Annotated in this window: 23 protein-coding genes; all 23 read right to left on the bottom strand. The window is 66.0% G+C overall.

Annotated elements, in window-relative coordinates; genetic code table 11:
- Positions 1 to 92: 92 nt before the first annotated feature.
- Positions 93 to 1,382, bottom strand: a complete 1,290-nt coding sequence (gene purB, locus VJ307_04720; GenBank protein HJX73440.1) for an adenylosuccinate lyase — start codon at positions 1,380 to 1,382, stop codon at positions 93 to 95.
- Positions 1,383 to 1,394: 12 nt separating this feature from the next.
- A complete protein-coding gene (gene dut, locus VJ307_04715; protein ID HJX73439.1) occupies positions 1,395 to 1,844 on the bottom strand; it encodes a dUTP diphosphatase in 450 nt (149 codons plus the stop codon).
- Between the two features lie 3 nt (positions 1,845 to 1,847).
- Entirely contained in the window at positions 1,848 to 3,095 is a 1,248-nt protein-coding gene (locus tag VJ307_04710) for a pitrilysin family protein (GenBank protein HJX73438.1), read from the bottom strand.
- A 23-nt stretch (positions 3,096 to 3,118) separates the two neighbouring features.
- Positions 3,119 to 5,323 carry a polyribonucleotide nucleotidyltransferase gene (gene pnp, locus VJ307_04705; protein ID HJX73437.1) on the bottom strand — a complete coding sequence of 735 codons (2,205 nt, stop codon included), beginning with the start codon at positions 5,321 to 5,323 and terminating at the stop codon, positions 3,119 to 3,121.
- 78 nt (positions 5,324 to 5,401) lie between these two features.
- Positions 5,402 to 5,671, bottom strand: coding sequence for a 30S ribosomal protein S15 (rpsO, locus tag VJ307_04700; protein HJX73436.1), 270 nt, complete (start codon positions 5,669 to 5,671; stop codon positions 5,402 to 5,404).
- 95 nt (positions 5,672 to 5,766) lie between these two features.
- A complete protein-coding gene (gene truB / locus VJ307_04695; protein HJX73435.1) occupies positions 5,767 to 6,663 on the bottom strand; it encodes a tRNA pseudouridine(55) synthase TruB in 897 nt (298 codons plus the stop codon).
- A complete protein-coding gene (locus VJ307_04690) occupies positions 6,660 to 7,622 on the bottom strand; it encodes a bifunctional oligoribonuclease/PAP phosphatase NrnA (GenBank protein ID HJX73434.1) in 963 nt (320 codons plus the stop codon). The genes truB and VJ307_04690 overlap by 4 nt, the downstream gene beginning before the upstream one ends.
- Positions 7,612 to 7,977: a 30S ribosome-binding factor RbfA gene (gene rbfA / locus VJ307_04685; protein ID HJX73433.1), complete on the bottom strand. Its 366-nt coding sequence runs from the start codon at positions 7,975 to 7,977 to the stop codon at positions 7,612 to 7,614. The genes VJ307_04690 and rbfA overlap by 11 nt, the downstream gene beginning before the upstream one ends.
- Positions 7,974 to 8,276: a DUF503 domain-containing protein gene (locus VJ307_04680; GenBank protein HJX73432.1), complete on the bottom strand. Its 303-nt coding sequence runs from the start codon at positions 8,274 to 8,276 to the stop codon at positions 7,974 to 7,976. The genes rbfA and VJ307_04680 overlap by 4 nt, the downstream gene beginning before the upstream one ends.
- A gap of 30 nt (positions 8,277 to 8,306) precedes the next feature.
- Positions 8,307 to 10,757 carry a translation initiation factor IF-2 gene (infB, locus tag VJ307_04675; protein ID HJX73431.1) on the bottom strand — a complete coding sequence of 817 codons (2,451 nt, stop codon included), beginning with the start codon at positions 10,755 to 10,757 and terminating at the stop codon, positions 8,307 to 8,309.
- A gap of 99 nt (positions 10,758 to 10,856) precedes the next feature.
- Positions 10,857 to 11,144, bottom strand: a complete 288-nt coding sequence (locus tag VJ307_04670) for a YlxR family protein (protein ID HJX73430.1) — start codon at positions 11,142 to 11,144, stop codon at positions 10,857 to 10,859.
- Complete coding sequence (gene nusA / locus VJ307_04665) at positions 11,128 to 12,408, bottom strand: transcription termination factor NusA (protein ID HJX73429.1); 1,281 nt, start codon at positions 12,406 to 12,408, stop codon at positions 11,128 to 11,130. Before nusA ends, VJ307_04670 begins: the two co-directional genes overlap by 17 nt.
- Positions 12,405 to 12,893: a ribosome maturation factor RimP gene (gene rimP, locus VJ307_04660; protein ID HJX73428.1), complete on the bottom strand. Its 489-nt coding sequence runs from the start codon at positions 12,891 to 12,893 to the stop codon at positions 12,405 to 12,407. Before rimP ends, nusA begins: the two co-directional genes overlap by 4 nt.
- Before the next feature lie 89 nt (positions 12,894 to 12,982).
- The gene (locus tag VJ307_04655) at positions 12,983 to 13,912 is read right to left on the bottom strand and encodes a dihydroorotate dehydrogenase (protein HJX73427.1); all 930 of its coding nucleotides are present in this window, start codon (positions 13,910 to 13,912) and stop codon (positions 12,983 to 12,985) included.
- Complete coding sequence (locus tag VJ307_04650; protein HJX73426.1) at positions 13,906 to 14,727, bottom strand: dihydroorotate dehydrogenase electron transfer subunit; 822 nt, start codon at positions 14,725 to 14,727, stop codon at positions 13,906 to 13,908. Before VJ307_04650 ends, VJ307_04655 begins: the two co-directional genes overlap by 7 nt.
- Positions 14,717 to 15,169, bottom strand: coding sequence for a ribosomal protein S18-alanine N-acetyltransferase (gene rimI, locus VJ307_04645; GenBank protein HJX73425.1), 453 nt, complete (start codon positions 15,167 to 15,169; stop codon positions 14,717 to 14,719). The genes VJ307_04650 and rimI overlap by 11 nt, the downstream gene beginning before the upstream one ends.
- Before the next feature lie 25 nt (positions 15,170 to 15,194).
- Complete coding sequence (locus tag VJ307_04640) at positions 15,195 to 16,187, bottom strand: beta-ketoacyl-ACP synthase III (protein ID HJX73424.1); 993 nt, start codon at positions 16,185 to 16,187, stop codon at positions 15,195 to 15,197.
- A 14-nt stretch (positions 16,188 to 16,201) separates the two neighbouring features.
- Positions 16,202 to 16,741 carry an arginine decarboxylase, pyruvoyl-dependent gene (locus VJ307_04635; protein HJX73423.1) on the bottom strand — a complete coding sequence of 180 codons (540 nt, stop codon included), beginning with the start codon at positions 16,739 to 16,741 and terminating at the stop codon, positions 16,202 to 16,204.
- Positions 16,742 to 16,775: 34 nt separating this feature from the next.
- Positions 16,776 to 17,666 carry an agmatinase gene (speB, locus tag VJ307_04630; GenBank protein ID HJX73422.1) on the bottom strand — a complete coding sequence of 297 codons (891 nt, stop codon included), beginning with the start codon at positions 17,664 to 17,666 and terminating at the stop codon, positions 16,776 to 16,778.
- Positions 17,667 to 17,679: 13 nt separating this feature from the next.
- Entirely contained in the window at positions 17,680 to 18,135 is a 456-nt protein-coding gene (locus tag VJ307_04625; GenBank protein HJX73421.1) for a DUF2062 domain-containing protein, read from the bottom strand.
- 21 nt (positions 18,136 to 18,156) lie between these two features.
- A complete protein-coding gene (gene recJ / locus VJ307_04620; GenBank protein HJX73420.1) occupies positions 18,157 to 19,923 on the bottom strand; it encodes a single-stranded-DNA-specific exonuclease RecJ in 1,767 nt (588 codons plus the stop codon).
- A gap of 9 nt (positions 19,924 to 19,932) precedes the next feature.
- On the bottom strand, positions 19,933 to 20,847 hold the full coding sequence (gene secF, locus VJ307_04615) for a protein translocase subunit SecF (GenBank protein ID HJX73419.1): 915 nt from the start codon (positions 20,845 to 20,847) through the stop codon (positions 19,933 to 19,935).
- Between the two features lie 51 nt (positions 20,848 to 20,898).
- Positions 20,899 to 22,485: protein translocase subunit SecD (secD, locus tag VJ307_04610; GenBank protein ID HJX73418.1), on the bottom strand; the 1,587-nt coding region annotated here is incomplete at its 5' end.

Here is a 22,485-nt window from a genome sequence, read left to right as displayed (position 1 = left end):
GCGGATACGCGCTTTCCCCGTCCGCGGTTCCCCCTGGGGAACGAATCGCCTGCCCGCCCCGGAAGGGCGCCGGCGTTCCGGCAGCCCCGGTCTCAGAACACGCGGTCGAACAGGGCGTCGATGTTCCTCAAATAATGCTTCATGGCGAACAGTTCGCGGAACTCCTCGCGGGTCATGCGCGACCGCACCTCGCGGTCTTTCCACAGAAGGCCGGCCAGGTCTTTCTCCTTGCGCCACGCCTCCATGGCCGATTTCTGGACGATCTCGTACGCGCGCTCGCGCGACAGGCCCCGGGCGGCGAGCGCCAGCATGACCCGCTGGGAGAAGAGGAGACCGTGCGTTCGCGCGATGTTCCTCTTCATCCGTTCGGGGTAGACGACCAGCGTCTCCATCAGTTCCCGGAAGCGCGCCAGGGAGAAATCGAGCACGATGGTGGCATCCGGCGCAATCACCCTCTCGGCCGAGGAGTGGCTGATGTCGCGTTCGTGCCAGAGGGCGACGTTCTCGAAGGCGGTGACCGCGTATCCCCGGAGGAGCCGCGCGAGACCGCACAGGTTCTCGGACAGAACCGGGTTGCGCTTGTGAGGCATCGCCGAGGAACCTTTCTGCCCTTCCGCGAAGTGCTCCTCGACCTCGAGAACCTCCGTCCTCTGCAGGTGCCGGATCTCGGTGGCGAACTTTTCCAGGGAGCAGCCGACGACGGCGAGCGTGGCGAAGACCTCGGCGTGCCGGTCCCGCTGGACGATCTGGGTCGACACGGGGGCGGGCCGCAAGGACAGCTTCCGGCAGACGTACTCCTCGACCGACGGGTCGATGGCGGCGAACGTGCCGACGGCGCCGGAAAGCTTCCCCACCGAGATCACCTCCCGGGCGCGCCTGAGCCGGGTGATGTTCCGGCGCATCTCGTCGGCCCACAGGGCCATCTTGAGGCCGAACGTCACCGGCTCGGCGTGGATGCCGTGGGTGCGTCCGATCATCACCGTGTCCTTGTGCTCGAAGGCCCGTTTCTTGAGGACCTCGAAGACCTTCTGCGCCTCCCGGATGAGGAGGGTGAGGGCCTGGCGCATCTGCACGGCGAAGGAGGTGTCGAGGACGTCCGAACTGGTCATCCCCACGTGGAGGAACCGCGAGTCTTCTCCGATGTGCTCGGCGACCGAGGTAAGGAAGGCGATGACGTCGTGCTTGACCCGCTTCTCGATCTCGTCGATCCGCCGGATGTCGAACTTCGCGTTCTTCCGGACCCGCGCGAGCGCGTCGGCGGGAACCCAGCCCTTTTGGGCCATCGCCTCCATGGCGAGAATCTCGATGTCGAGCCAGATCCGGAACCGGTTCCCGGCTTCCCAGATCTTCGCCATTCCGGGCCTGGAGTATCTCTCGATCACGGTACCCCTCCCCTAACCGGTATGACCGAACCCGCCCTCGCCCCGGGGGGTCCGGCCGAGATCGTCCACCTCCCGCCACACCCCCCGTGCGACGGGCGCGAAGACCAGCTGCGCGATCCGGTCGCCGCGGCGGATGGAAAACGGCGCGTCGCCGAGGTTGACGAGGATCACGCAGATCTCCCCCCGGTAATCGGAGTCGATGGTCCCCGGCGAATTCAGGCAGGTGAGGCCGCTGCGCATCGCCAGTCCGCTCCGGGGCCGGACCTGTCCCTCGAACCCGGGGGGGATCGCCACCGATATCCCGGTCGGGATGAGCATTCTGCCCAGGGGGGGGATGGTGACCTCCCCCTCGACGTCGGCCCGAAGATCCATCCCCGAGGCGCCCTTCGTCTGATAGGCCGGCACCAAATCCCGGCTGCCCTCGCGGACGAAACGGACGGGGATCGTGAGTCCGGTCGGCATCCGTCAGAAGGAGAGCGAGGCGGCGTCCGCCAGGTCACCTACGGCGGCAAGCGAGAAGCGCTCCCGGAGGAGCATGGTCGCCGCGAGATCCCTCAGCCGGTCCGGCATCACCGCGTCCAGCTTGCGGATCTCCTCTTCGGGCTCTTCGAGGCGTCCGAGGAACATCTCGTGCACCGCGAGCCGGGTCATGCGGAACTCGGCGCTCTCCATGCTCAGGAGCATGCTTCCCTTGATCAGCTCCTTGGCCAGGACGATCTCCTCCTCGCGAATCCGCCCCGCCGCGAGATCCGCGAGAATCTCCCCGGTCACCCCCAGTACGTCCCGCCCCTTGTCGGGGGTCGTGCCCGCGCAGATCTTCAGGATCCCCGTGTCGGCGTAAGAGGAGAGGGAGGAGAACACGGAGTAGGCGAGGCCGCGCTTCTCCCGGATCTCCTGGAAGAGCCGGCTGCTCATGCTTCCGCCGAGAATGGCGTTGAGGATGTGTGCCGCATATCTCTCCTCGCTCGCCCGGGAAACCGCGGGGGCGCCCAGGCAGAGGTGGAGCTGCTCGATCGGCCTCTCCTTGAGAAACACCCCGCGCTGCGGGAGCGGCGGGGGATCGGGAACATGGCGTTCCCCGAGGCGCAGCAGGCCCATCACCCTTTCGAACTCGCCCACGACCCGCTCGTGCGGCACGTTCCCCACTACGGAAACGATCACCCCGCGGCGCCAAAAGCGGTCGCGGAAATATTCCGTGACGCGCTCCCGGGTGAACGCGGCGACGCTCCCGGAGGTCCCCTGGATCGGGAGCCCAAGCGGGTGCCCCCCCCAGTACGATTCGTGGAAGAAGTCGTGCATCAGATCCTCGGGGCTGTCCTCGACCATGAGGATCTCCTGGAGGACGACCCCCTTCTCGCGGTCGAGTTCCTGGCCGTCGAACAGGGAATTGAGGTAGATGTCGGAAAGGAGGTCGGCGACCAGGGGGAAGTCCTTCGTCAGGACCTTTCCGAAAAAGAAGATGAACTCCCGGTCGGTGTAGGCGTTCATGGTCCCGCCGACCGATTCGATCTCCCGGGAAATGTCGAGCGCCTGCCGCCGCGCCGTCCCCTTGAACAGCATGTGCTCGATGAAGTGGCCGATCCCGTTGTCCGGGGGGGATTCGGCCCGGGAGCCCACGGAAACCCAGACCCCCACGGTGGCGGACCGGAGATGAGGGATGTACTCGCTCAGGATCGTGACGCCGTTGCCCAGGACCGTCTTTGCGACCGTCATGACAACGAGCCCCCCGCCTGCACCTACCGCCTCCCTCGCCTCCCGCTTCCGCGGTCCCGGTCGCGTTCCCCGCGTTCTCCTCCCCGATCCCTCCCCGGCGGCCTTTCCGCCCTGTCCCCGGCGGCGGCGTCCTCGCTCTCCGTGTGGGGGTTTTCCCCCTCCTTCTCGAACTCCTTGTGGGTCAGGCGGATCTTGCCGTCCCGGTCGATCTCGAGGACCCGGACCATGACCTCGTCGCCTTCCTTGTAGATGTCGGAAACGGCCCGCACCCGGTTTCTGCTGATCTGGGAGATGTGGAGAAGCCCGTCGGTGCCGGGGAAGAGCTCCACGAAGGCGCCGAACTCCATGATCCGCCGCACCTTCCCCTTGTAGGCCTTGCCGACTTCGGCCGTCTGCAGGATCCCCTCGATGATGGAGATGGCCGCCTTCGCGGACTCCGCGTCCACCGCGGCGATCTTCACGGTCCCGTCGTCCTCGATGTCGATCTTGACGCCGGTCTGCTCCTGGATGCCCCGGATCACCTTTCCTCCCGGGCCGATGATCTCGCGGATCTTGTCGGGCTTCACGTTCATCACGTAGATGCGCGGCGCATACGGCGAGAGCTCGGGACGCGGCTTGTCGATGGCCGCGTTCATCCTGTCCAGGATGTAGAGACGCCCCTCGCGGGCCTGGCGGAGAGCCGACAGCAGGATCTCCCGGCTTACCCCCCCGATCTTGATGTCCATCTGGATCGCCGTGACTCCCTTCGCGGTCCCGGCCACCTTGAAGTCCATGTCCCCGAGGTGGTCCTCGTCGCCGAGGATGTCGGACAGGACGGCGATCCGGTCTCCCTCCTTGATGAGGCCCATGGCGATGCCGGAGACGTTCCCCTTCGTGGGGATCCCCGCGTCCATCAGCGCCAGGGAGGCCCCGCACACGGTGGCCATCGACGAGGAGCCGTTGGACTCGAGGACCTCGGACACGATCCGTATGGTGTAGGGGAACTCGAGCCCGTCGGGGAGAATCTTGGACACCGCCCGCTCGGCGAGCGCCCCGTGGCCGACCTCGCGGCGGCCCGGGCCGCGAAGCATCTTCACCTCCCCCACGCTGAAGGGGGGGAAATTGTAATGGAGCATGAAGGCCTTGGTGGAATCGCCCAGAAGGGAATCGATCCGCTGCTCGTCCTGGGAGGTGCCGAGCGTGGCTGTGACGAGCACCTGGGTCTCGCCGCGGGTGAAGATGGCCGACCCGTGGGTGCGCGGGAGCACCCGGATCTGGCAGTCGATGGGCCGGATGTCCGTAAGTCCGCGGCCGTCGATCCGCCGCTTTTCGGAGAGGATCTTCCCGCGGACGATCTTCTTCTCCAGATCGTTGAAGGCGGACGCGATGAGCGTCGCCTTCTCCAGGCGCTCCTCCTCGGAGAAGGCGTTGCGGACCGCCTCGGCGATCTCCTCGATCCTCTTGCGCCGGTCCTGCTTGGCCAGGATCCCGTAGGCCCCGCGCAGGTCGCTCTCCGCCACCTCCGCGATCTTGCGCAGATCCTCCTCGCCGAGCTCCTTCTTCTCGAAGGCCAGCTTCGGCTTGCCCCGCTCGGCGGCCATCCTCTCCTGGATATCGAGGACGGGGGCAAGGGACCGGTGCGCGAAAAGGATCGCGTCGAGGACCTCCTCCTCGGGGACCCCGGAGGCCTCCCCTTCCACCATCAGGATCGCGTCCCGGCTGCCGGCGACGAAGATGTTCATGTCGCTCCGCGCCAGGTCGGGAATCCGGGGGTTGATGACCAGCTCCCCGTCGATCCTCCCGACGCGGGCGCCCGCGATGGGGCCTTCGAAGGGGATCTCGGAGAGGGAGAGGGCCGTGGAGGCGCCGATCATGGCGAGCACCGCGGTGTCGTTCTCCTTGTCGGCCGAAAGAACCGTGGCGATGACCTGGACCTCGTTGTAGAACCCTTTCGGGAAGAGGGGCCGGATCGGCCTGTCGATCATCCGCGAGGTCAGGATTTCGAAATCGGAAAGCCTCCCCTCTCTCTTGAAGAAACCGCCCGGGATCTTCCCGACGGCGAAGGTCTTCTCCACATAATCGACGACAAGAGGCAGGAAATCGATGCCCGGGCGCGACGTCTCGGTGACGCACGCGGTCACCAGGACCACGGAGTCCCCGTACCGCACAACGGCCGCACCGCCCGACTGCTTGGCTAACACTCCGGTTTCCATGGATAATATTCTTCCCGAAACTTCCGCTTCGTACACGTTTCCCACTTGTCGTTATTCCCTTCTTGGCTGCCCGCTTAAGGGGCGGATTCTTGTCTTTTGGATAGGATTCCCTGGTTACTTGCGCAGGCCGAGCGCTTCCACAACGGCTTTGTATCGAAGCGACTCCTTCAACTTCAGGTAGTCGAGCAGGCGCCTCCTCTGCCCGACCAGTTTCAACAACCCCCGACGGGAGTTGAAATCCTTGGAATGGGTCTTGAGATGATCCGTGATCATGTTGATCCGCTCGGTGAGGAGCGCGATCTGCACTTCCGGCGAGCCGGTGTCCGACTCGTGCAGCCGGAACTTGCCGATGACGTCCTTTTTCTTCTCCGTCACTACGCTCATTTCTCCCCTTCCTTTTCCCTCATGGCATGATCAGGAGGATCGACAAACATTGCGGATATTTTCGACTTATACCATATCCTCCGAGGGAAGTAAATTCATATGCCCCGCACGATTTTCCACTCGCCGGAAGGGGTCCGCGTAACAAGCGCGACCGGACCTTCCCCCCCCGAGGTGAGAAGCACCACTTCCCCGTCCCGGACGGCCGCTCTCCCTTCGAGCCAGGGGCCTGGCGACCGGCCCTGCCGAACGGCCGCCGCGGCCTCGGCCGGGACCTCCCTCCGGGGAAACCCCGCAAGGGCGCGCTCGATCGGCACCAGGTGGTCGTGCGCTTCCCCGCGCTTGCCGGCTTCGACGAGATCCGCGAGCGGGATCGACTCCTCGATCCGGAAGGGACCGCTCATCAGGCGGCGAAGCCCCGAGACGTGCATCGAAACCCCCAGCAGGCTCCCCAGGTCCCGCGCGAGCGCCCGGACGTAAAACCCTTTCGAGGAGCGCAGGAAGGCACGGAATCCTTCCGGCGACCACGAGAGGACCCGGGCCTCGTACACCTTCACCTTCCTCCCCGCGAGATCCACCGGCTTGCCCTGCCGGGCGAGCGCGTAGGCGCGTGTCCCGGCCACCTTGATCGCCGAATAGGCAGGGGGAACCTGCTCCCACTCCCCGACGAGGCCGGCGACCGCGGCCCGCACGGCGTCCTCTTGCGCGTATTCCCCCGGGTTGGCGACGATCTGCCTGCCGGTGGAGTCCCCGGTGTCCGTTTCGACCCCGAACCGGAAAAAGACGTCGTACTCCTTCTCCTGGGACGCGAGGTAGCCGGCGATCTTGGTGGCCCGGCCCACGCAGACGGGCAGGACCCCGGTCGCGATCGGGTCGAGGGTCCCCGCGTGGCCGCATTTTTTCCCCCGGAACACGCGTCCCACCCGCTCCACGGCCCGGTAGGAGGTGATCCCGGACGGCTTGTCCAGAACGATGACGCCGTCGACCGGCTTCACGGGAGCGCGGCCGTAAGCAACGCGAACATCCTGCGCCGGACCTCGTCCAGGGAACCGCCGACGATGCAGCCGGCGGCGTTGCGGTGCCCTCCCCCGCCGAGCGCGGAGGCGACGGCGGACACGTCCACCCTCCCCTTGGAGCGCAGGCTCACGCGTATCTCCCCGGCCTTCTCCTCGCGGAACGCCACGGCGACCTCGACCCCGATGATGGAGCGGGGGTAGTTGATGAACCCCTCGAGATGGTCCTTCGTGGCGGAGAAATCGCGGAGGTCCTTCCGGGTCGTCGTGATCGCGGCCACCCGGCCGGCCGCCGCGAGTTCCAGGGAGCCCAGAACCCTCCCGAGCAGACCGAGCCTCTCCGCGGTTTGGGTCTCGTAGACCCGTTCCGCCACCTCGCGGGGGTCGATCCCGGTCCGCACCATGTCGCCCGCGACGAAAAAGGCTTCCGGGGAGGAGTTCGAGTAGTGGAAGGACCCGGTGTCGGTCAACACCGCGACATAGATGTTCATCGCGATGTCGCGGTCGATCGGCACCCCCATGGCGGTGAGGATGCGGTGCATCAGGATGCCGGTAGCCGCGGCCCCCGGGTCGATGAGGCAGTAGTCCCCTTGCGCATCGTTGGTGGAATGATGGTCGATGTCCACGAGGATCGGGCACTTCCGCAACTCGGCCTGGACCCGGCCGGTCCGCGTAAGCGACCCGCAGTCGACGACGACGGCCACTTCGTGGGAAGAACCGTCCGCCTCGAACACGACCGTGTCGGCGGCCGGAAGGAAAACCAGGTTGCCGGGGACGGGATCCGAGTTCAGCACCGTGGCCGTCTTGCCGATCTTCCGGAGAGCGAGGGCGAGCGCCAGCTCCGCCCCGATGGCGTCCCCCTCGGGATTCTCGTGGCAGGCGATCAGGAACCGCTCTTTTTCGCGGAAAAGGCGGCAGATCTCCGTAAGGTCATTCCTCACGGCGGGGTTCCTGCGACGCCTCCCGCAGCAGGCGGTCGATCCGTTCGCCTTTCTCGTAGGTGGTGTCGAGATGGAAGTTGATATCGGGGGAGTACCGCATTTGCAAGACCCTTCCCAGCTCTCTCCGGATGTACCCCCGGGAACGCCGGAGCGCGTCCCGGGCCAGGAGGCGCTCCTCGTCCCCCCCGAGAACGGAATAATGAATCCGCGCGATCTTCAGGTCGCCGGTCACGACGACGTCGGTGACCGTAACCCCCCCCAGGCCGGGGTCCTTCACCCGGTTCTGGAGGATCAGGGAGACCTCCTCCCGGATCCTCTCCGCCACGCGCGTGGGACGATCTCCGCGTCCTTTCATTCTTCTTCGTCACTCATCCGGAGGATCTCGATCCGCCGCCCGGTCATCTCGATCTCCCCGTCCCGCCCCACCATGTCCGTGATCCGGTCCAGGATCGACTGGGCCAGGCGGGAGTCCGTCGAGACCAGGGCCACGCCGATTCTCCCGCGCTGCCTCAGGTCCTGGAACCCGACCTCGGCCACCGAAACCGGGAACCCCGCCCGGATCCGGCCCATCAGGCCGCTCAACCGTTTTCGCTTGTCCTTGAGGGAATCGGACCCGGGAAACAGAAGGTCGGCCACGAGCACCGCGACCAGCATCCCCCCGCCGCTCCGCCCCACCGCGACCGTCTACGAAAGCGTCTCGACGACCTTTTCCATCACGAACGCCTCGATCTGGTCGCCTATCTTGATGTCGTTGAAGTTTTCCAGACCGAGCCCGCACTCGTACCCTTCCACCACTTCGCGGGTGTCGTCCTTGAACCGCTTCAGCGAGGCAAGCTTCCCTTCGTAGATGACCACGTTGTCGCGCAGGAGCCTGACCAATGCGTTCCGGGTGATCTTGCCGGAGAGAACATAGCACCCCGCCACGGTGCCGAGACGAGAGATGTGGAACGTGTTCCGAACCTCCGCGCGTCCCACCGGCATCTCCCGGAAGGAGGGCTCGAGCATCCCTTCCATCGCCTTCCGGATATCCTCCACCACGTCGTAGATGACCGAATAGAGGCGGATGTCGACCCGTTCCCGCTCGGCGAGGTCCGCACCCTTGAGCTCGGGGCGCACGTTGAACCCGATGATCACGGCCGTGGAGGCCGAGGCGAGCATCACGTCCGATTCGGAGATGCCGCCCACCCCCGCATGGATGACGTTCACCTTGACCTTCTCGCCGGAGAGCTTGTTCAGCGAAAACTGGAGCGCCTCGAGCGAGCCCTGCACGTCCGTCTTCAGCACGATGTTCAGCTCCTTCAGCTCGCCTTCCTCGACCCGCCGGTGGAGCTCCTCGAGGCTGAACCGGGGGCGCGCGACGACCTTTTCCCGGACCTTCTCGAGGCGGTGCATCGCGATCTGGCGGGCGGTCCGCTCGTCGCTCAGGACGGCGAACTTCTGCCCCGCCTCGGGAACACCGTTGATCCCCTGGATCTCGACCGGGGTTCCCGGAAGGACCTCCGTCAACCGTTTCCCCTTGTCGCTGATCAAGGCGCGGACGCGCCCGTAATGGGTCCCCGAGACGACCGCGTCCCCCACCTTCAGGGTGCCGTCCTGGACGAGGACCGTGGCGACCGGGCCTCGCCCCTTCTCGATCCGGGACTCGATCACCGTCCCGCGGGCGAGCTTGTGGGGATTCGCCTTGAGCTCGAGGATATCCGCCTGCAGGAGAACGAGCTCGAGCAGGGAGTCGATGCCGGTCTTTTTCTTCGCGGAGACGTTCGCGTACAGCGTCTGGCCGCCCCATTCCTCGGGGATCAGCCCGTGATCGGAGAGCTGCTGGCGGATCCGGTCGGGCTGCGCGCCGGGCTTGTCGATCTTGTTCACCGCGACGACGATCGGGACGCCCGCCGCCTTGGAGTGGTCGATCGCCTCCACCGTCTGCGGCATGACCCCGTCGTCGGCCGCCACCACCAGCACCACGATGTCGGTCACCTGGGCACCCCGCGCCCGCATGGCGGTGAACGCCTCATGGCCGGGCGTGTCCAGCAGGACGAGGGACCGGGCGTTGTGCTCGACCTCGTACGCGCCGATGTGCTGGGTGATCCCGCCCGCCTCCTGGTCGATCACGTTGCTCGCCCGGATCACGTCCAATAGCGATGTCTTCCCGTGGTCGACGTGTCCCATGATCGTGACCACGGGCGGCCGGGAAAGGAGGTCTTCCTCCCGGTCGGCTTCCTGGTCGATGAGGCTCTCCATCTCGGGGGAAACGTTCTCCACCTCGTACCCGTATTCATGGGCCAGGATCCCCGCCGCGTCGGCGTCGAGGAGCTGGTTCACCGTCGTGGGCATCCCCATCTCGATCAGCTTCTTGATCACTTCCCCCGCCTTGACCCCCATCCGGTGGGCCAGATCCCCGACGGTGATGACCTCCTCGATCTTGAAAATGCGCTTGCTTGCCTTCGGCGGGAGGGTGGAGGGAGCTTTTTTCTCCCGTACGGGTCTTCCCCCCCTCCTCTTCTGGACCCGGACCGGCTGGAAATGGCGCACCACCGCCTCGGCCTCGGCGGGGGCCTTCTCCGCGACGACGGGGGGGACTTCCGGTTCCTCGACGATCTCCTGGATGATGTGCTTCTTCAGCACCCCCTTCTGGACCTTCTTCTCGTGCGGTTTGGCCTTCTTCCACTTCCGTTCCTTCTCCTTGCGCTCCTCCTCGGCCTTCGTGGGGGGCGGAGCTTCCACCACGCGGATCGCCGGCTCGGCGGGTTTTTCCTCCTCCACCGCCGGCACCTGCAATTCCGCCGGAGCCTCGGGGGCTATCGGAGCGGCCTCCGCCACGGCTTCCCGGACCTCCGGGGCGGGGGGCGGCGGCTCGGCGGGCTTCTCCGGCTCGGGGGCGCTCCGTCGCAGCACCACCCGGGTCGACTTGCGCTCGATCGTCCCGTTCGCGTGGGTCACTTCCTGCGGCTTTTCCCTGGGAGGCGGAGGCGGGGCACCCTTGCGGAAGTGGGTCCGCACCCGATCGACCAGATCGCCCTCGATGTTGCTCGACGCGGACTTCCCCTTCTGTCCGATACGATCCAGGAACAGCAGGATCTCCTTGCTGCTCTTCATCCCGAGTTCCTTGGCAAGATCCCTTACGCGAACCTTCTCCATCCACTCCCCCTGCGTGTTCTGCCTACCCCTTATGATGCGCCATGCCTCCCGGGGAGGCAACCCGGCGCATCGGGCGGTTTCGCAAAAGCCCCTTTCTCCTCAAGACCCGCTCCGCCACGCTTCCAGGCGTTCCGCCAGGGACGCCGCGCAGGCGCCCATCCGGAATCGCTGGGCTCCTTTCGGCGTTCGGATCCGGCGCGCGAACGCCCCGATGCAATCCGCCTCCCGGCACAGATAGATCCCCCGGCCCGCCTTTCCGCCCCGGGGGTCCGGCTCCCAGCCTTCCCCGGGACGCCCCGCGATCCGGAGAAACCGGTCCTTGTCCCCCTTCGCACCGCACTGCACGCAGGTCCGCCGGGGGAGGGACCGCTTACGCCCCGGAGCCATCCCCCGGCTTCTCCTCAGGGGTCCCCTCCGCCGGAGGCGCGTCTCCGGCTCCCTCTTCGACCGGGGCCGATTCCTGTTCCGGCCCCGCGCCAACGGGAGCTTCCTCCTTCGCGTCCGCCGCTTCCGGCCCGGCCTCCGCCGCGGGCGGCTCCGCCCCGGCCCCCTCCTCCTTCGGAGCCTCCTCCTCGGTCTTCTTCGGCGCGAACAGGCCCTCGGCCCGTTTCAGCGCGTCCTCGACATGGCCTTCCGCCCGGACCTCGATCTGCCACCCCACCAGCTTGGAGGCCAGTTTCACGTTCTGTCCCCGTTTCCCGATGGCCAGGAGGAGCTGCTCCTCGGGAACGATGACCTCCATCGACTTGTCGGACTCGTTCACGAGGACCCGTATGATCTCCGCGGGCTGCAAGGCGTTGCACACGAACTTGGCGGGATCCTCGTCCCAGGCAATGATGTCGATCCTCTCGCCCCGAAGCTCCTGCACGACGCTCTGGACCCGGGACCCCTTCATCCCGACGCAGGCGCCCACGGGGTCCACATCCCTTTCCTTCGACTTCACGGCGATCTTGGTGCGGAATCCCGGCTCCCTCGCCACGCTCAGGATGGAAACGACGCCCTCGTAGACCTCCGGGACCTCCTGCTCGAAGAGTTTCAGGATCATACGCGGGTCGGAACGGGACAAGAGGATCTCCGGGCCCCGCGTCGTCTTGGTCACGTCCTTGATATAGGCCCGGATCCGGTCGCCCTGCCGGTATCGCTCCCTCGGGATCTGCTCCGAGGGGGGCATCCCTGCCTCCGTCCTGCCGAGGTCGACGATGATGGTGTCGCGCTCGTACCGTTGGACGATGCCGTTCAGGATCTCCCCTTTGCGGGTGATGAACTCATTGTAGATGACTTCCCGCTCGGCATCCTTGACCTTCTGCATGATGATCTGGCGCGCGGTCTGGGCCGCGATCCGGCCCAGATCCCGGGTGCTCATCCGGAACCCGACGCTGTCGTTCAGAAGCGCCTCGGGGTCCAGCTCCCTGGCTTCCGCGAGCGCGATCTCCAGCTCCTTGTCCTTGACCTCCTCCACGACGGTCCTGAACTCGAGGACCTCGAACCCCCCCGTTTCCTCGTCGAATATGGCCTCGAGGCGTTTGTTCATCCCGTACTTCTTCTTCGCCGCGCTCTCGAGCGCATCCTTGATCGCACCGATGATCACGCTCCGGTCGATCCCCTTTTCTTTCCCCAGCTGATTGATAATCTGGCCGATATCCAGAATCATCGTCTTCTCGTTCCCTTCCCGAATAGTTCTTCCTGGGTGACGTCCAGGTTCGCCTTGCGCATCAGCCGGTACGGCAGACGAAACGTCCTGCCGTCCCGGTCCAGATCGATTCCCTCCTCGTCGCTTCCGAGCAGGATCCCCCGGAAGTTCCGGCTCCCCTCGAGGGGAGCCGACAGGGAGACCCGCACCCGCCTCCCCCGGCATGCCGCGAAGTGCTTCGGCTGCTTGAGTCTGCGGTTCACCCCCGGAGTGGAAACCTCGAGGGTGTAGGGGCCCCCGACCGGGTCCTCGACATCGAGGATCGCCCCGAGCTTCCGGCTGAACGACTGGCAATCGCCCAGCCGCGCCCCGCCTTCCCGGTCGATGAAGACGCGGATCACCTGGCGGGGACCCTCCGGCGAGACCTCAACGTCGACGAGTTCGACCATCTCGTCCTGCGCCACGGCCTCGGCGGCAGCAACGATTCTTTCCGTGTCGATTTTCACCTGGGTCCATCGAAAAAAAAAGTGGGCTGCTGCCCACTTCCCGGAAATCCCCTAAACGAGAACATTATATCCCTCGCGGGGAAAAAACCTCAAGGGGTTTTTTCCTCCTTCAGCCCCCCCCGGTACTCCTCGAGGCGGGCGATCCGCTCCTCGCGGAAAAACGCCTCGATCCCCTCGAGGATGTCGATGCACGCGCGGGGATTGCGGAAGTTCGCGGTCCCCACCTGCACCGCCGACGCCCCCACCAGAAAAAACTCCAGCGCGTCCGCCCCGCTCTGGATTCCGCCGATCCCGATCACCGGAATCCGGACGGCCTTTGCCGCCTCCCAGACCATGCGCAGGGCAACCGGCTTGATCGCGGGGCCGGAAAGCCCCCCCGTGACGTTCGACAGCTCCGGACGCCGGGTCCTGTGGTCGACCGCCATGCCGACGATCGTGTTGATCAGGGACACCGCGTCCGCCCCGCTCCCCTCGGCGGCCTTCGCGATCCCCGCGATGTCCGTCACGTTCGGGCTCAGCTTCACCCAGAGGGGCTTGGCGGTGCAGAGGCGCACCCGTCCGGTGAGCCTGGCGATCCCTTCCGGGGTCGCCCCGAACGCCATCCCCCCTTCCCGGACGTTGGGACAGGAGGCGTTCACCTCGATCGCGCCGAGGGAGAGGACTTCCGACAGGCGGCGGGCGACCGCCTCGTACTCCTCCACGGTCTTGCCGTAGATGTTCGCGACGAACGTCGCGCCGGCGTCCTCCAGGCGCGGCACCACGTCGCCGATGAACCGCTCCACCCCGATGTTCTGCAGGCCGATCGCATTGAGCATCCCCGCCGCGGTCTCCACGATGCGCCCGGGCGGGTTCCCCGGGGTGGGGGCGAGGGACAGCCCCTTCATGACGACCGCCCCCAGCCGGGAGATGTCGTAGAACGGCGCGAACTCGATCCCGTAGCCGAACGTCCCCGACGCGCTCAGGACGGGGTTCTTCACGCGCAGCCCTCCGAGGGACACCGAGAGATCGGGGGTCACCATACGACCTCCCGCGCGTCGAACACCGGCCCCTCGCGGCAGACCCTGCGGTAGGCCGTCCCTTCGCCTTCCCGCACCTCCACGACACACCCCCAGCAGACCCCGAAGCCGCACGCCATGTGGTTCTCCAGCGCCACCTGCGCCGGGACGCCTCGTTCGCCCGCCGCCGCGGCGATCTCCTGGAGCATCTCCCTCGGTCCGCAGGCGAGGATCGATATCCGCGAGACCGATTCCGGGGAGAGTCCCCGCAACCGTTCCAGCACCGCCTCGGTGACACGGCCACGGAACCCGGCGGTTCCGTCCTCGGTGCACAGGTGGATCCTCCCCGGCTCCTTGCCGCCCGGCGTCCACTGCTTCGGCGGGAGATGATCCCGGGTCCGCGCGCCGAGAAACATCTCGAAACCGGCCCTGCGCCTTCCGAGAACGGCCGCCGCCGGGAACACCGAGGAGAACCCGACGCCGCCTCCCACCAGCCAGTATGTCCTGCCTTCCTGGCCGAGGTCGAACCCGCGGCCGAGAGGGAGCGTGAAGGACAGGGGATCGCCGGGGTGAAGGCCGGACAACAGGGCGGTTCCCCTGCCCACGACCTTGTAGACGAATTCGATCTTCCCCTTCCCGCGCGTTCCCCCGGCACGGAACAGCGCAAGCGGGCGGGGGAGCAGCGGGTCGTTTCCCGGCCACCCGGAGACCATGGCGAACTGCCCGGGAACGAAGCGGACGGGCTCGGGAATGGCCGCCTCGATGCGGTAAAAGATCTCCCCGCGTCCCTCGTTCCGGAGGATCCTGCCCCGGATGAACCGCGGACGGTCAAACGGCATCGTCTTCCCCGATCTCCCGCAGGAGCACGATCGCATCCTCCCGGGTGTCCACGTAGTACCCTTTCCGCACGCCTACGAACCGAAATCCCTCTTGCCGATACAGGGAAAGCGCCGGCTCATTGCCCGGCCGAACCTCGAGGTAGATCCTGCGTCCTCCGGCATGCGCACCCCGTCGAATGCACTCCCGGAGAAGGGAGCGGCCGATCCCCCGGCTGCGCGCGTCCGGCCGCACCGCGATGTTCAGCAGGTGGGAATCCTCCCCGACGGTCCAGCAGATCGCATAGCCGGCCACCGTTTCCTCCGGATCCTCGACAGCCACGATGACGTCGGAGAATTCCCGCCCGATCTCCTCCTCGAAAAGAGAGCGGGACCACGGGGAAGGAAAGGACACCTTTTCGATGGCCATCACGCCATCGAGGTCCCCGGGCGCCAGGTCCCTGATCCGGAACCGCAGGTTTTCTCTCCGCTTACCAGCGGATCAGAGTCGAGGCCCACGTGAACCCCGACCCGAACGCCGCAAGGCAGACGATATCGCCATCCCGGATCCTTCCCTCCTCGACGCACTCGTCGATGGCGATCGGCACGGAGGCGGCGGTGGTATTTCCGTATTTCTCGATGTTGGAGAACACCTTCTCCGGGGATAGCTCGAGGGCTTTCGCCACGGCCTGGGTGATCCGCAGGTTGGCCTGGTGCGGAATGACGATCGAAACGTCCAAGAGGGCGACCCCGTTCGCGTCGAGCGCCTCGCGGATCACCTCGGGGAAACGCCGCACGGCATGGGTGAACACGTAGCGGCCGTTCATGGTTCCATGATGCTTCCCGGCATCGATCATCTCCTTGCTGATCCGCGGGTGTTCGATGGACGCCGGAGCCTCCACCATGAGCTCGCGCGCATACTTCCCCTCCGAGTGGAGGTGGGAGGAGAGGATCCCCTTCCCGGGTTCCGAGGGGCCGACGACCACCGCTCCTCCTCCGTCCCCGAAGAGGACGGACATGTCCCGCCCCGCCGTGCTCAAATCCAGGCCGGTGCTCTGCACCTCCGCCCCGACGACCAGGACGTAATCGTAGAAGCCTGCCTTGACGTACGCCTCGGCCACGGACAGCCCGTAGAGAAAGCCGGTGCACTGGGTCCGGACGTCGAGCGCCCCGATCGTGTCCATCCCCATCTTCTCCTGTACGAGAACGCCGCAGCCCGGGAAGAACATGTCGGGCGAGAGGGTGGCGAAGACGAGGAACTGGATGTCCTTGGGGGTGAGCCCCGCGCGCTCGATGGCCACGCGGGAAGCCTGCACGCCCAAGTCGGAGGTGCCCGTCCCCGGGTCGACGAACCGGCGCTCCCGGATTCCCGTGCGCTGCACGATCCATTCTTCCGTCGTATCCATCCGGGTGGTCAGTTCCGCGTTGGTGACCACCCGGGGCGGCAACGCCCGTCCTGTCCCGAGAATTCTCGCTCCCCTCATGGGTCCGCTCCTTCTCAGATCACGAAAACCGCCGCGGCGATGACCGTGGCGTACTCGTCCTTGACGATTGCCGACTGGGTGATGTTGAACGACCGGTAGATCTTCCCGCTGATCTTCCAGACCTCCTTCTTCTCGTCCCAGCTTTTCTCCTCGTCGAACTCGATGCCGAGGGTGGAGGCGAGCATGGCGGCCGCCAGATCCTCGGCGTAGTCGCCCGCCACCTTTTCCGACTGCCCGAACGCGTGATGCTCGCTCAGGTAGCCGTATACGGAACGGTCGGACGGGAGCGCGCACCCCACGGAAGCCGCGATGAGCCTCCGGGGTTCGTCGCTCTGGCACCGGCTCATGACCACGAAGACGATCTCGCCCGGCGTCAGGGATTTCAGGCCCCCTTCCTTGTTGATGATCCTGCACTTGGGGGGAAGGATGCTGGACACCTGGACGAGGTTGTACTTCTCGATACCCGCGTCGCGGAGGGCAAGCTCGAACGACGTCAGCTGTTCCCTGTGCCGTCCGACTCCCTTGGTGAAAAACACCTTCGATGGCACGAACATGGGCGACGTCTCCCGTGACGGGGGATTCCCCCCCTTACTTCTCTTCCCGCATGGCGAGAATCCACCCCATCATCCGGTAGCACAGCCTCGCCGCGAGGAAATCGGGCGCGACGATTCCGGGGAGAGGGGAAAGCTCCATGACGTCGAATCCCACGATGTTGCAGCCGGAACGCATCACGTCCCGCAGGATGTCGATCACCTCGAACCAGTCCAGCCCGCCGGGTTCCGGCGTGCCCACGGCGGGCATGATGCCCGGATCGAACACGTCGAGGTCGATCGATATGTAGACGTTGCCGGAGAGGCTGCTCACGACCCCCCGCGTCACATCGGCGAGATTGTCCCTCACCTCCGAGGCGTAGAACGTCTTGACGTTTTCCGCCTTGCGCAGGAACCGGTCCTCCTCCTCCGAGATGCTGCGCACCCCGACCTGCACGAGCTTCGCGCCGGAGTCCACGATGCGGCGCCCCACGCAGGCATGGTTCCACGGCGTTCCGAGGTAGGTGTCCCGCAGGTCCGCGTGCGCGTCGAACTGAAGAACGGTGAGATCCTCGTACTTTCTCTTCAGGGGGATGACCGCCCCGCACGTTCCCGAGTGTTCCCCTCCCAGGAGGATGGGGAACTTCCCGGCCCGGATCACCGCGTTCATCCTCTTCTCCAGTTCCTTCAGGATGGCCAGGGATCCCGTGGTCAGCAGCGGGATCTCCGGGGAGACGAAGATTCCCGCCCGGTAGGGCTCGATCTTGTTCTCCTCGTCGAACAGTTCCATGTGCCCCGACGCCTCGATGATCGCCTTGGGGCCGTTGCGCGTCCCCGTCACGTAGGTCGTGGTCAGGTCGATCGGGAACGGGATCACGACGAACGACGAACTCTTCCACGAGGAGTACTTGTCAGGAATCCCTCCGAAACTTACCGAATACGCCTTCAAGGAGAACCCTCCTTCAATGCATCCCTTTCCGACGCGCAGATTTTACCCTGACCGCGATGCGGTAGACAACCACATAGCCCAGCGCGGCGGCGGCGAGCCCCACGACCGTCGTTCCCAGAAACAGGGGGGCGGCATAGGGCACGGCCGCCATCAGGAGGCTTTGGAGCGTGTAGCTTTCGAACGACGGCGGGGGGATCCGCACCCCCAGGATCCACTCGCCGAAGCGGAAACAGCCGTAGAAGACGAAGGGCATCGTGTAGGGATTGTTCACCCAGGCTCCCGCGATGGTGGTCACCTTGTTGAAGCGGAAGACGACCGCCACGATCAGCGCAAGGACCATGTGGAGGGACAGGAGCGGGGTGAAGCTGAAGAAGACGCCCACCGCGAACCCCGCCGCAAGGCTTCTCTCGTCGGCATCCGCGGAAATCGCCTCGTGGATCCTCTCCCGAATCTTCGCCCATCCGAGCAAGGGTGCCCTCCCGCCCGCCGTTCACGGCCCCGGCGTCGCGGAAATGCCGGAGGGTCCGGAGGGGCGCGCATCGATCAGACGCAGCCGGATCGAGCGGTCCCCCCGGAAATAGTTCCACTGGGGGGTGAACAGGATGTCCAGGGAGCCGCCCGGTCCCGAGGGCAACTCCGACCGGAAAAACGCCACCGCCTCGAAGCGCCGGGCGTCCCCGGACAGGTCGGCTTTCAGATGGCGCCCCTCCCCGCCGAACAGGGAAACCCTCTCCACGCGCACGTTGCTGGCGAGCAGCACCGGTTCCTCGTTCCCCATCCCGAACGGACGCATCCGGTCCAGCTCCTCCATCAGGCTTCGGGAGATCTCCCCGAAACGGACCCTCGCGTCGATTTCGAGTCGGGGAACCCGGTCGCGCCCCGAGAAGAACTCCCCGGCGGCGCGGTTGAGCCCCTCCCGGAAGGCGGGAAGGTTCCCGGCCGGCAGGGAGATGCCGGCCGCCTGCATGTGGCCCCCGTACCGGGTCAGAAGGTGCGACATCCCGGAGAGCGCGTCGATCAGCGGGAAGCCGTTCGCACTGCGGAGGGACCCCGTCGCCTCGCCTCCTTCGATCCGGAGGAGGACCGCGGGGCGGTGATGCCGTTCCGCAATCTTGGACGCGACGATCCCCAGGATGCCCAGATGCCAACCGGGATCGGCAAGGACGATCGCGGAGAGGGAGGAGAGGGGAGGTCCCGATTCCAGCGCGGCCGTCGCCTCCCGCAATGTCCGCTCCTCCTCGCGCTGCCTCCGGACGTTGTCCGCGTGGAGCTCGGCGGCGATGCGCAAAGCCCGGTCGACACTGTCCGTCACGAGCAGACCCGAACTCCGCTTGGAGTCGCCTACCCGCCCCGCCGCGTTGAGGCGAGGCCCGATCCGGAATCCCAGGTCGATCTCGTCCACGTTCTCCTGCGCGATCCCGGAAACGGACAGGAGGGCGCGTATCCCGGGTCTCGGGCTCTGCCGGATCTGTTCGAGACCGGCCTTCACGAACAGGCGGTTGTCGCCCCGCAAGGGGACCATGTCCGCGACGGTGCCGAGCGCCACGAGGTCGAGATACTTCCGCAGGCCGGGTTCGTCCCCCCCGGGAAACGCGCTTTCTTCCCGAAGCAGACGTCTCATCCCGCACAACAGGAGGAAGACCACGCCCACTCCCGCGATCTCCTTCTCCGGGTACGGGCACCCCTTCTGCTTCGGGTTCAGGATCGCCAGCGCGGGAGGAAGGAGATCCCCGGGGACGTGGTGGTCCGTCACGATGACGTCCATCCCCGCTTCCGTGGCGTACCGGATCGCCTCCCCGTCGGTAATCCCGCAATCCACGGTGACGACGACCTTCACCCCGGCCGCGGCGGCCGCCTCGAGGTGGTTCCTTTTCAGGCCGTATCCGTCCGCGATGCGGTGGTTCTGGTGGATCGTGACGTCCGTCCCGGGAAAGACCTCGGAGAGGAAGAGATACAGGCAGGCCGCGCCCGTTGCGCCGTCCGCGTCGTAATCGGCGTACACCAGGATCGGCTCCTTCCGCCGCGCGGCGTCCACAAGGCGGCGGGAAGCCTTCTCGAGGTCCTTCATGGGGAAGGGAGAGGAGAGGTCCCGGATCGTGCCGTCGAGAAACCGGTCCGCCTCCCCGGGGGAAACGATCCCGCGGTTCACCAGGATCCGGGAAGCCGTTTCGGAAAGGCCGGTCCTTTCCCGGACATCCCGGACGAGCGATTCATCCGGGGCGCGGAGCAGCCATCCTCGTCCGGATTCCCCCGTCAACCCCTCACGTTACCTTTTCACCTGGATCATCTTTTCGCCCCGCCATATCGCAACGATCGGACTGGCCACGAAGATGGAGGAGTAGGTCCCGATGATGATCCCGATCGCCAAGGCCAGGGAGAAGTCCTTCAGGACGACGCCGCCGAACAGGAGAAGCGCGACACATGCCACGAACGTGGTGAGGGAGGTGATCACGGTGCGGCTCAGCACTTCGTTCACGCTGAGGTTGATCGTCTCCGAAAAGGTGTTTTTCTTGCGAAGGCGGATGTTCTCCCGGATCCGGTCGAAGACCACGACTGTATCGGTGAGCGAATACCCCCCGATGGTGAGGAGAGCGGTGATGAAGAGGAGGTCCATTTCCCGGCCGAGCAGGTAGAAGATCCCCACGAGCATGATGATGTCGTGGAACGTCGCCAGCGCAGCCGCCACACCGAACTTGAATTCGAAACGCCAGGCAAGGTAGAGGATGATCGCCGCGGCGGAGACGATCAGGGCGAACAGCGCGTCCGTCCGCAGCTTCTTCCCGATGGCGGGACCGATTTCCGAAACGCTTTCCACGGTCTGCGGGTTGGAGGGGAAGCCCTGCCGGAGAAGGCCGACGACCTTTTCCCCGACCATCTTCTCCTCCTTCCCCCGCGCGCTCACCTTGATGAGGATGATGTTCTCGTCGGGGACCGACTGGAGGCTCGCCTCGGGGAACCCTCCGGCCGCGAGGGCCTTCCGGACCTGGTCGATCGCCACCGGCTGCTCGAACCGCACCTGGAGGGAGGTGCCTCCCGCGAGGTCGATCCCCAGGTTCGCCCGGCCGGTGAAGATCTGAAAGACGGCGAACAGGCCGAACAGCACGACCAGACCGGAGAAGGCAAACGCGTACTTCTTGAGCCCCATGAAATCGATGTTGGTGTTCTTGATGAGTTCCAGCATCGTCGTCGTTGTCCCCTGTGGGTCTATTCTCCCCGTCCCGCGGCGGGGTGGTCAGATGCTCAAGGCCTGCATCGGCCGCTTTGCGTTGAGGTAGTCGAACACGACCTTGGTGCAGACGAGCGCCGTGAAGAGGTTGATGGCCACACCCATCGAGAGCGTCACGGCGAACCCCTTGATCGGGCCGGTCCCGAACTGAAACAGGATCATCGCCGTGATCAACGTGGTCACATGGGAGTCCACGACGGTCCAGAAGGCCTTGTCGTAGCCCGCGTCGATCGAGGCCCGGACCGTCTTTTTCGACCGAAGCTCCTCCCGGATCCGTTCGAAGATGAGGACGTTGGAATCGACCGCCATCCCGATGGCGAGGATGATCCCCGCGATCCCGGGGAGCGTGAGCGTCGCCTCCAGCAGGGCCATCCCGGCGAGGAGGAACAGGATGTTGAAGACCAGGGCGAGGTCCGCCACAAGACCCGCGAACCGGTAGTAGACCAGCATGAACCCGATGACGAGGAACGCCCCGATGACGCCCGCCCGGATCCCCTTCTGGATGGAGTCGCGCCCGAGGGAGGGTCCCACGGACACGTTCTGGATGATCCTCACCGGCGCGGGAAGCGATCCGGCCCGCAGGACGATGGCGAGGTCGGAGGCCTCCTCCGGGGTGAAGGAGCCGGTGATCTGCGCCTCCCCGCCCGAGATCCGCTCCTGGATCACGGGCGCCGAGTAGACGGTGTCGTCCAGCACGATCGCCAGACGGCGCTTGACGTTCTCGGCGGTCACCCGGTCGAAGATCTGGGCGCCCCGGTTGTCGAAGGAGAGGGAGACGTAGGCCCCCCCCGCCTGGGACTGGAAGTTGACCCGGGCGGTCTTGATGGTGTCCCCCGTGAGGACCGCCCGCTTCCGGACGAGGATCGGGGTCCTGGAGAGGCGGCCGGTCTGGGAGTCGACGTTCTTCATGTAGAGGAGCTGGTCTTCCTCGGGGAGGTTCCCCTTGAGCGCCTCCTCCACGCTCGCCCCCTCGTCCACGAGCTTGAACTCGAGGAGGGCGGTCTTGCCGACCAGATCGATGGCGCGCTGCTGGTCCTTGACTCCGGGGAGCTGGACGACGATGCGGTCCTCCCCCTCCGCGACGATCTGCGGCTCGCGCACCCCGAACTGGTCGATCCGGTTCCGGATGGTCTCCACCCCCTGGGTCACGGAGTTCGCGCGGATCGCCTTGACCTCGCCGGGCGTCATTCTCGCCTTGACGACCGACCCCGACGAGGTCACCGACCCCAGCGTGTAGTCGATCGTGCCCACCGACTCCTGCAGCACCTTCATGGCGCGGTCCGCGAAATCCCCGGGAGGAAGGGTGAGCGAGAAGCCGTCGATCCCGTCCTTCGCCATGGCGAGCACGGGAATCCCCTTCTCCCGCAGGATCGCGCGGGCGTCGTCGGCGTAGCGCATGGTGGTGTTCTCGATCGCCTTGTCGATCTCGACGGAAAGGCGCAGGAAGACCCCTCCCTGGAGGTCGAGCCCCAGGTGGATCTTCGGGCTCTTCTCCCTCCAGGCAGCAGGCAGGTTGTCCGTCAGGCTCGGCAGGACAAGAACGATGGACGCCGCCGTCAGGACGGCGATCAGGAGGGTCCTCCCCCAGATGCT

Source organism: Candidatus Deferrimicrobiaceae bacterium, assembly GCA_035256765.1.
In the GTDB taxonomy this organism is placed as follows: Bacteria; Desulfobacterota; Deferrimicrobia; order Deferrimicrobiales; family Deferrimicrobiaceae; genus CSP1-8.
This window is presented reverse-complemented; position numbering and strand designations above follow the sequence as displayed.

What these genes read in the sequence shown, in the direction of transcription:
- dut (HJX73439.1), bottom strand. Translation starts at nt 1,844, where the DNA reads ATGCCGACCGGACTCACGATCCCCGTCCGTTTCGTCCGCGAGGGCAGC.
- VJ307_04710 (HJX73438.1), bottom strand. Translation starts at nt 3,095, where the DNA reads ATGACGGTCGCAAAGACGGTCCTGGGCAACGGCGTCACGATCCTGAGC.
- rpsO (HJX73436.1), bottom strand. Translation starts at nt 5,671, where the DNA reads ATGAGCGTAGTGACGGAGAAGAAAAAGGACGTCATCGGCAAGTTCCGG.
- rbfA (HJX73433.1), bottom strand. Translation starts at nt 7,977, where the DNA reads ATGAAAGGACGCGGAGATCGTCCCACGCGCGTGGCGGAGAGGATCCGG.
- VJ307_04680 (HJX73432.1), bottom strand. Translation starts at nt 8,276, where the DNA reads ATGCTGGTCGCGGTGCTCGTGGCCGACCTTCTGTTTCCCGGGTCCGAT.
- infB (HJX73431.1), bottom strand. Translation starts at nt 10,757, where the DNA reads ATGGAGAAGGTTCGCGTAAGGGATCTTGCCAAGGAACTCGGGATGAAG.
- VJ307_04670 (HJX73430.1), bottom strand. Translation starts at nt 11,144, where the DNA reads ATGGCTCCGGGGCGTAAGCGGTCCCTCCCCCGGCGGACCTGCGTGCAG.
- nusA (HJX73429.1), bottom strand. Translation starts at nt 12,408, where the DNA reads ATGATTCTGGATATCGGCCAGATTATCAATCAGCTGGGGAAAGAAAAG.
- VJ307_04655 (HJX73427.1), bottom strand. Translation starts at nt 13,912, where the DNA reads ATGGTGACCCCCGATCTCTCGGTGTCCCTCGGAGGGCTGCGCGTGAAG.
- VJ307_04650 (HJX73426.1), bottom strand. Translation starts at nt 14,727, where the DNA reads ATGCCGTTTGACCGTCCGCGGTTCATCCGGGGCAGGATCCTCCGGAAC.
- VJ307_04640 (HJX73424.1), bottom strand. Translation starts at nt 16,187, where the DNA reads ATGAGGGGAGCGAGAATTCTCGGGACAGGACGGGCGTTGCCGCCCCGG.
- VJ307_04635 (HJX73423.1), bottom strand. Translation starts at nt 16,741, where the DNA reads ATGTTCGTGCCATCGAAGGTGTTTTTCACCAAGGGAGTCGGACGGCAC.
- secF (HJX73419.1), bottom strand. Translation starts at nt 20,847, where the DNA reads ATGCTGGAACTCATCAAGAACACCAACATCGATTTCATGGGGCTCAAG.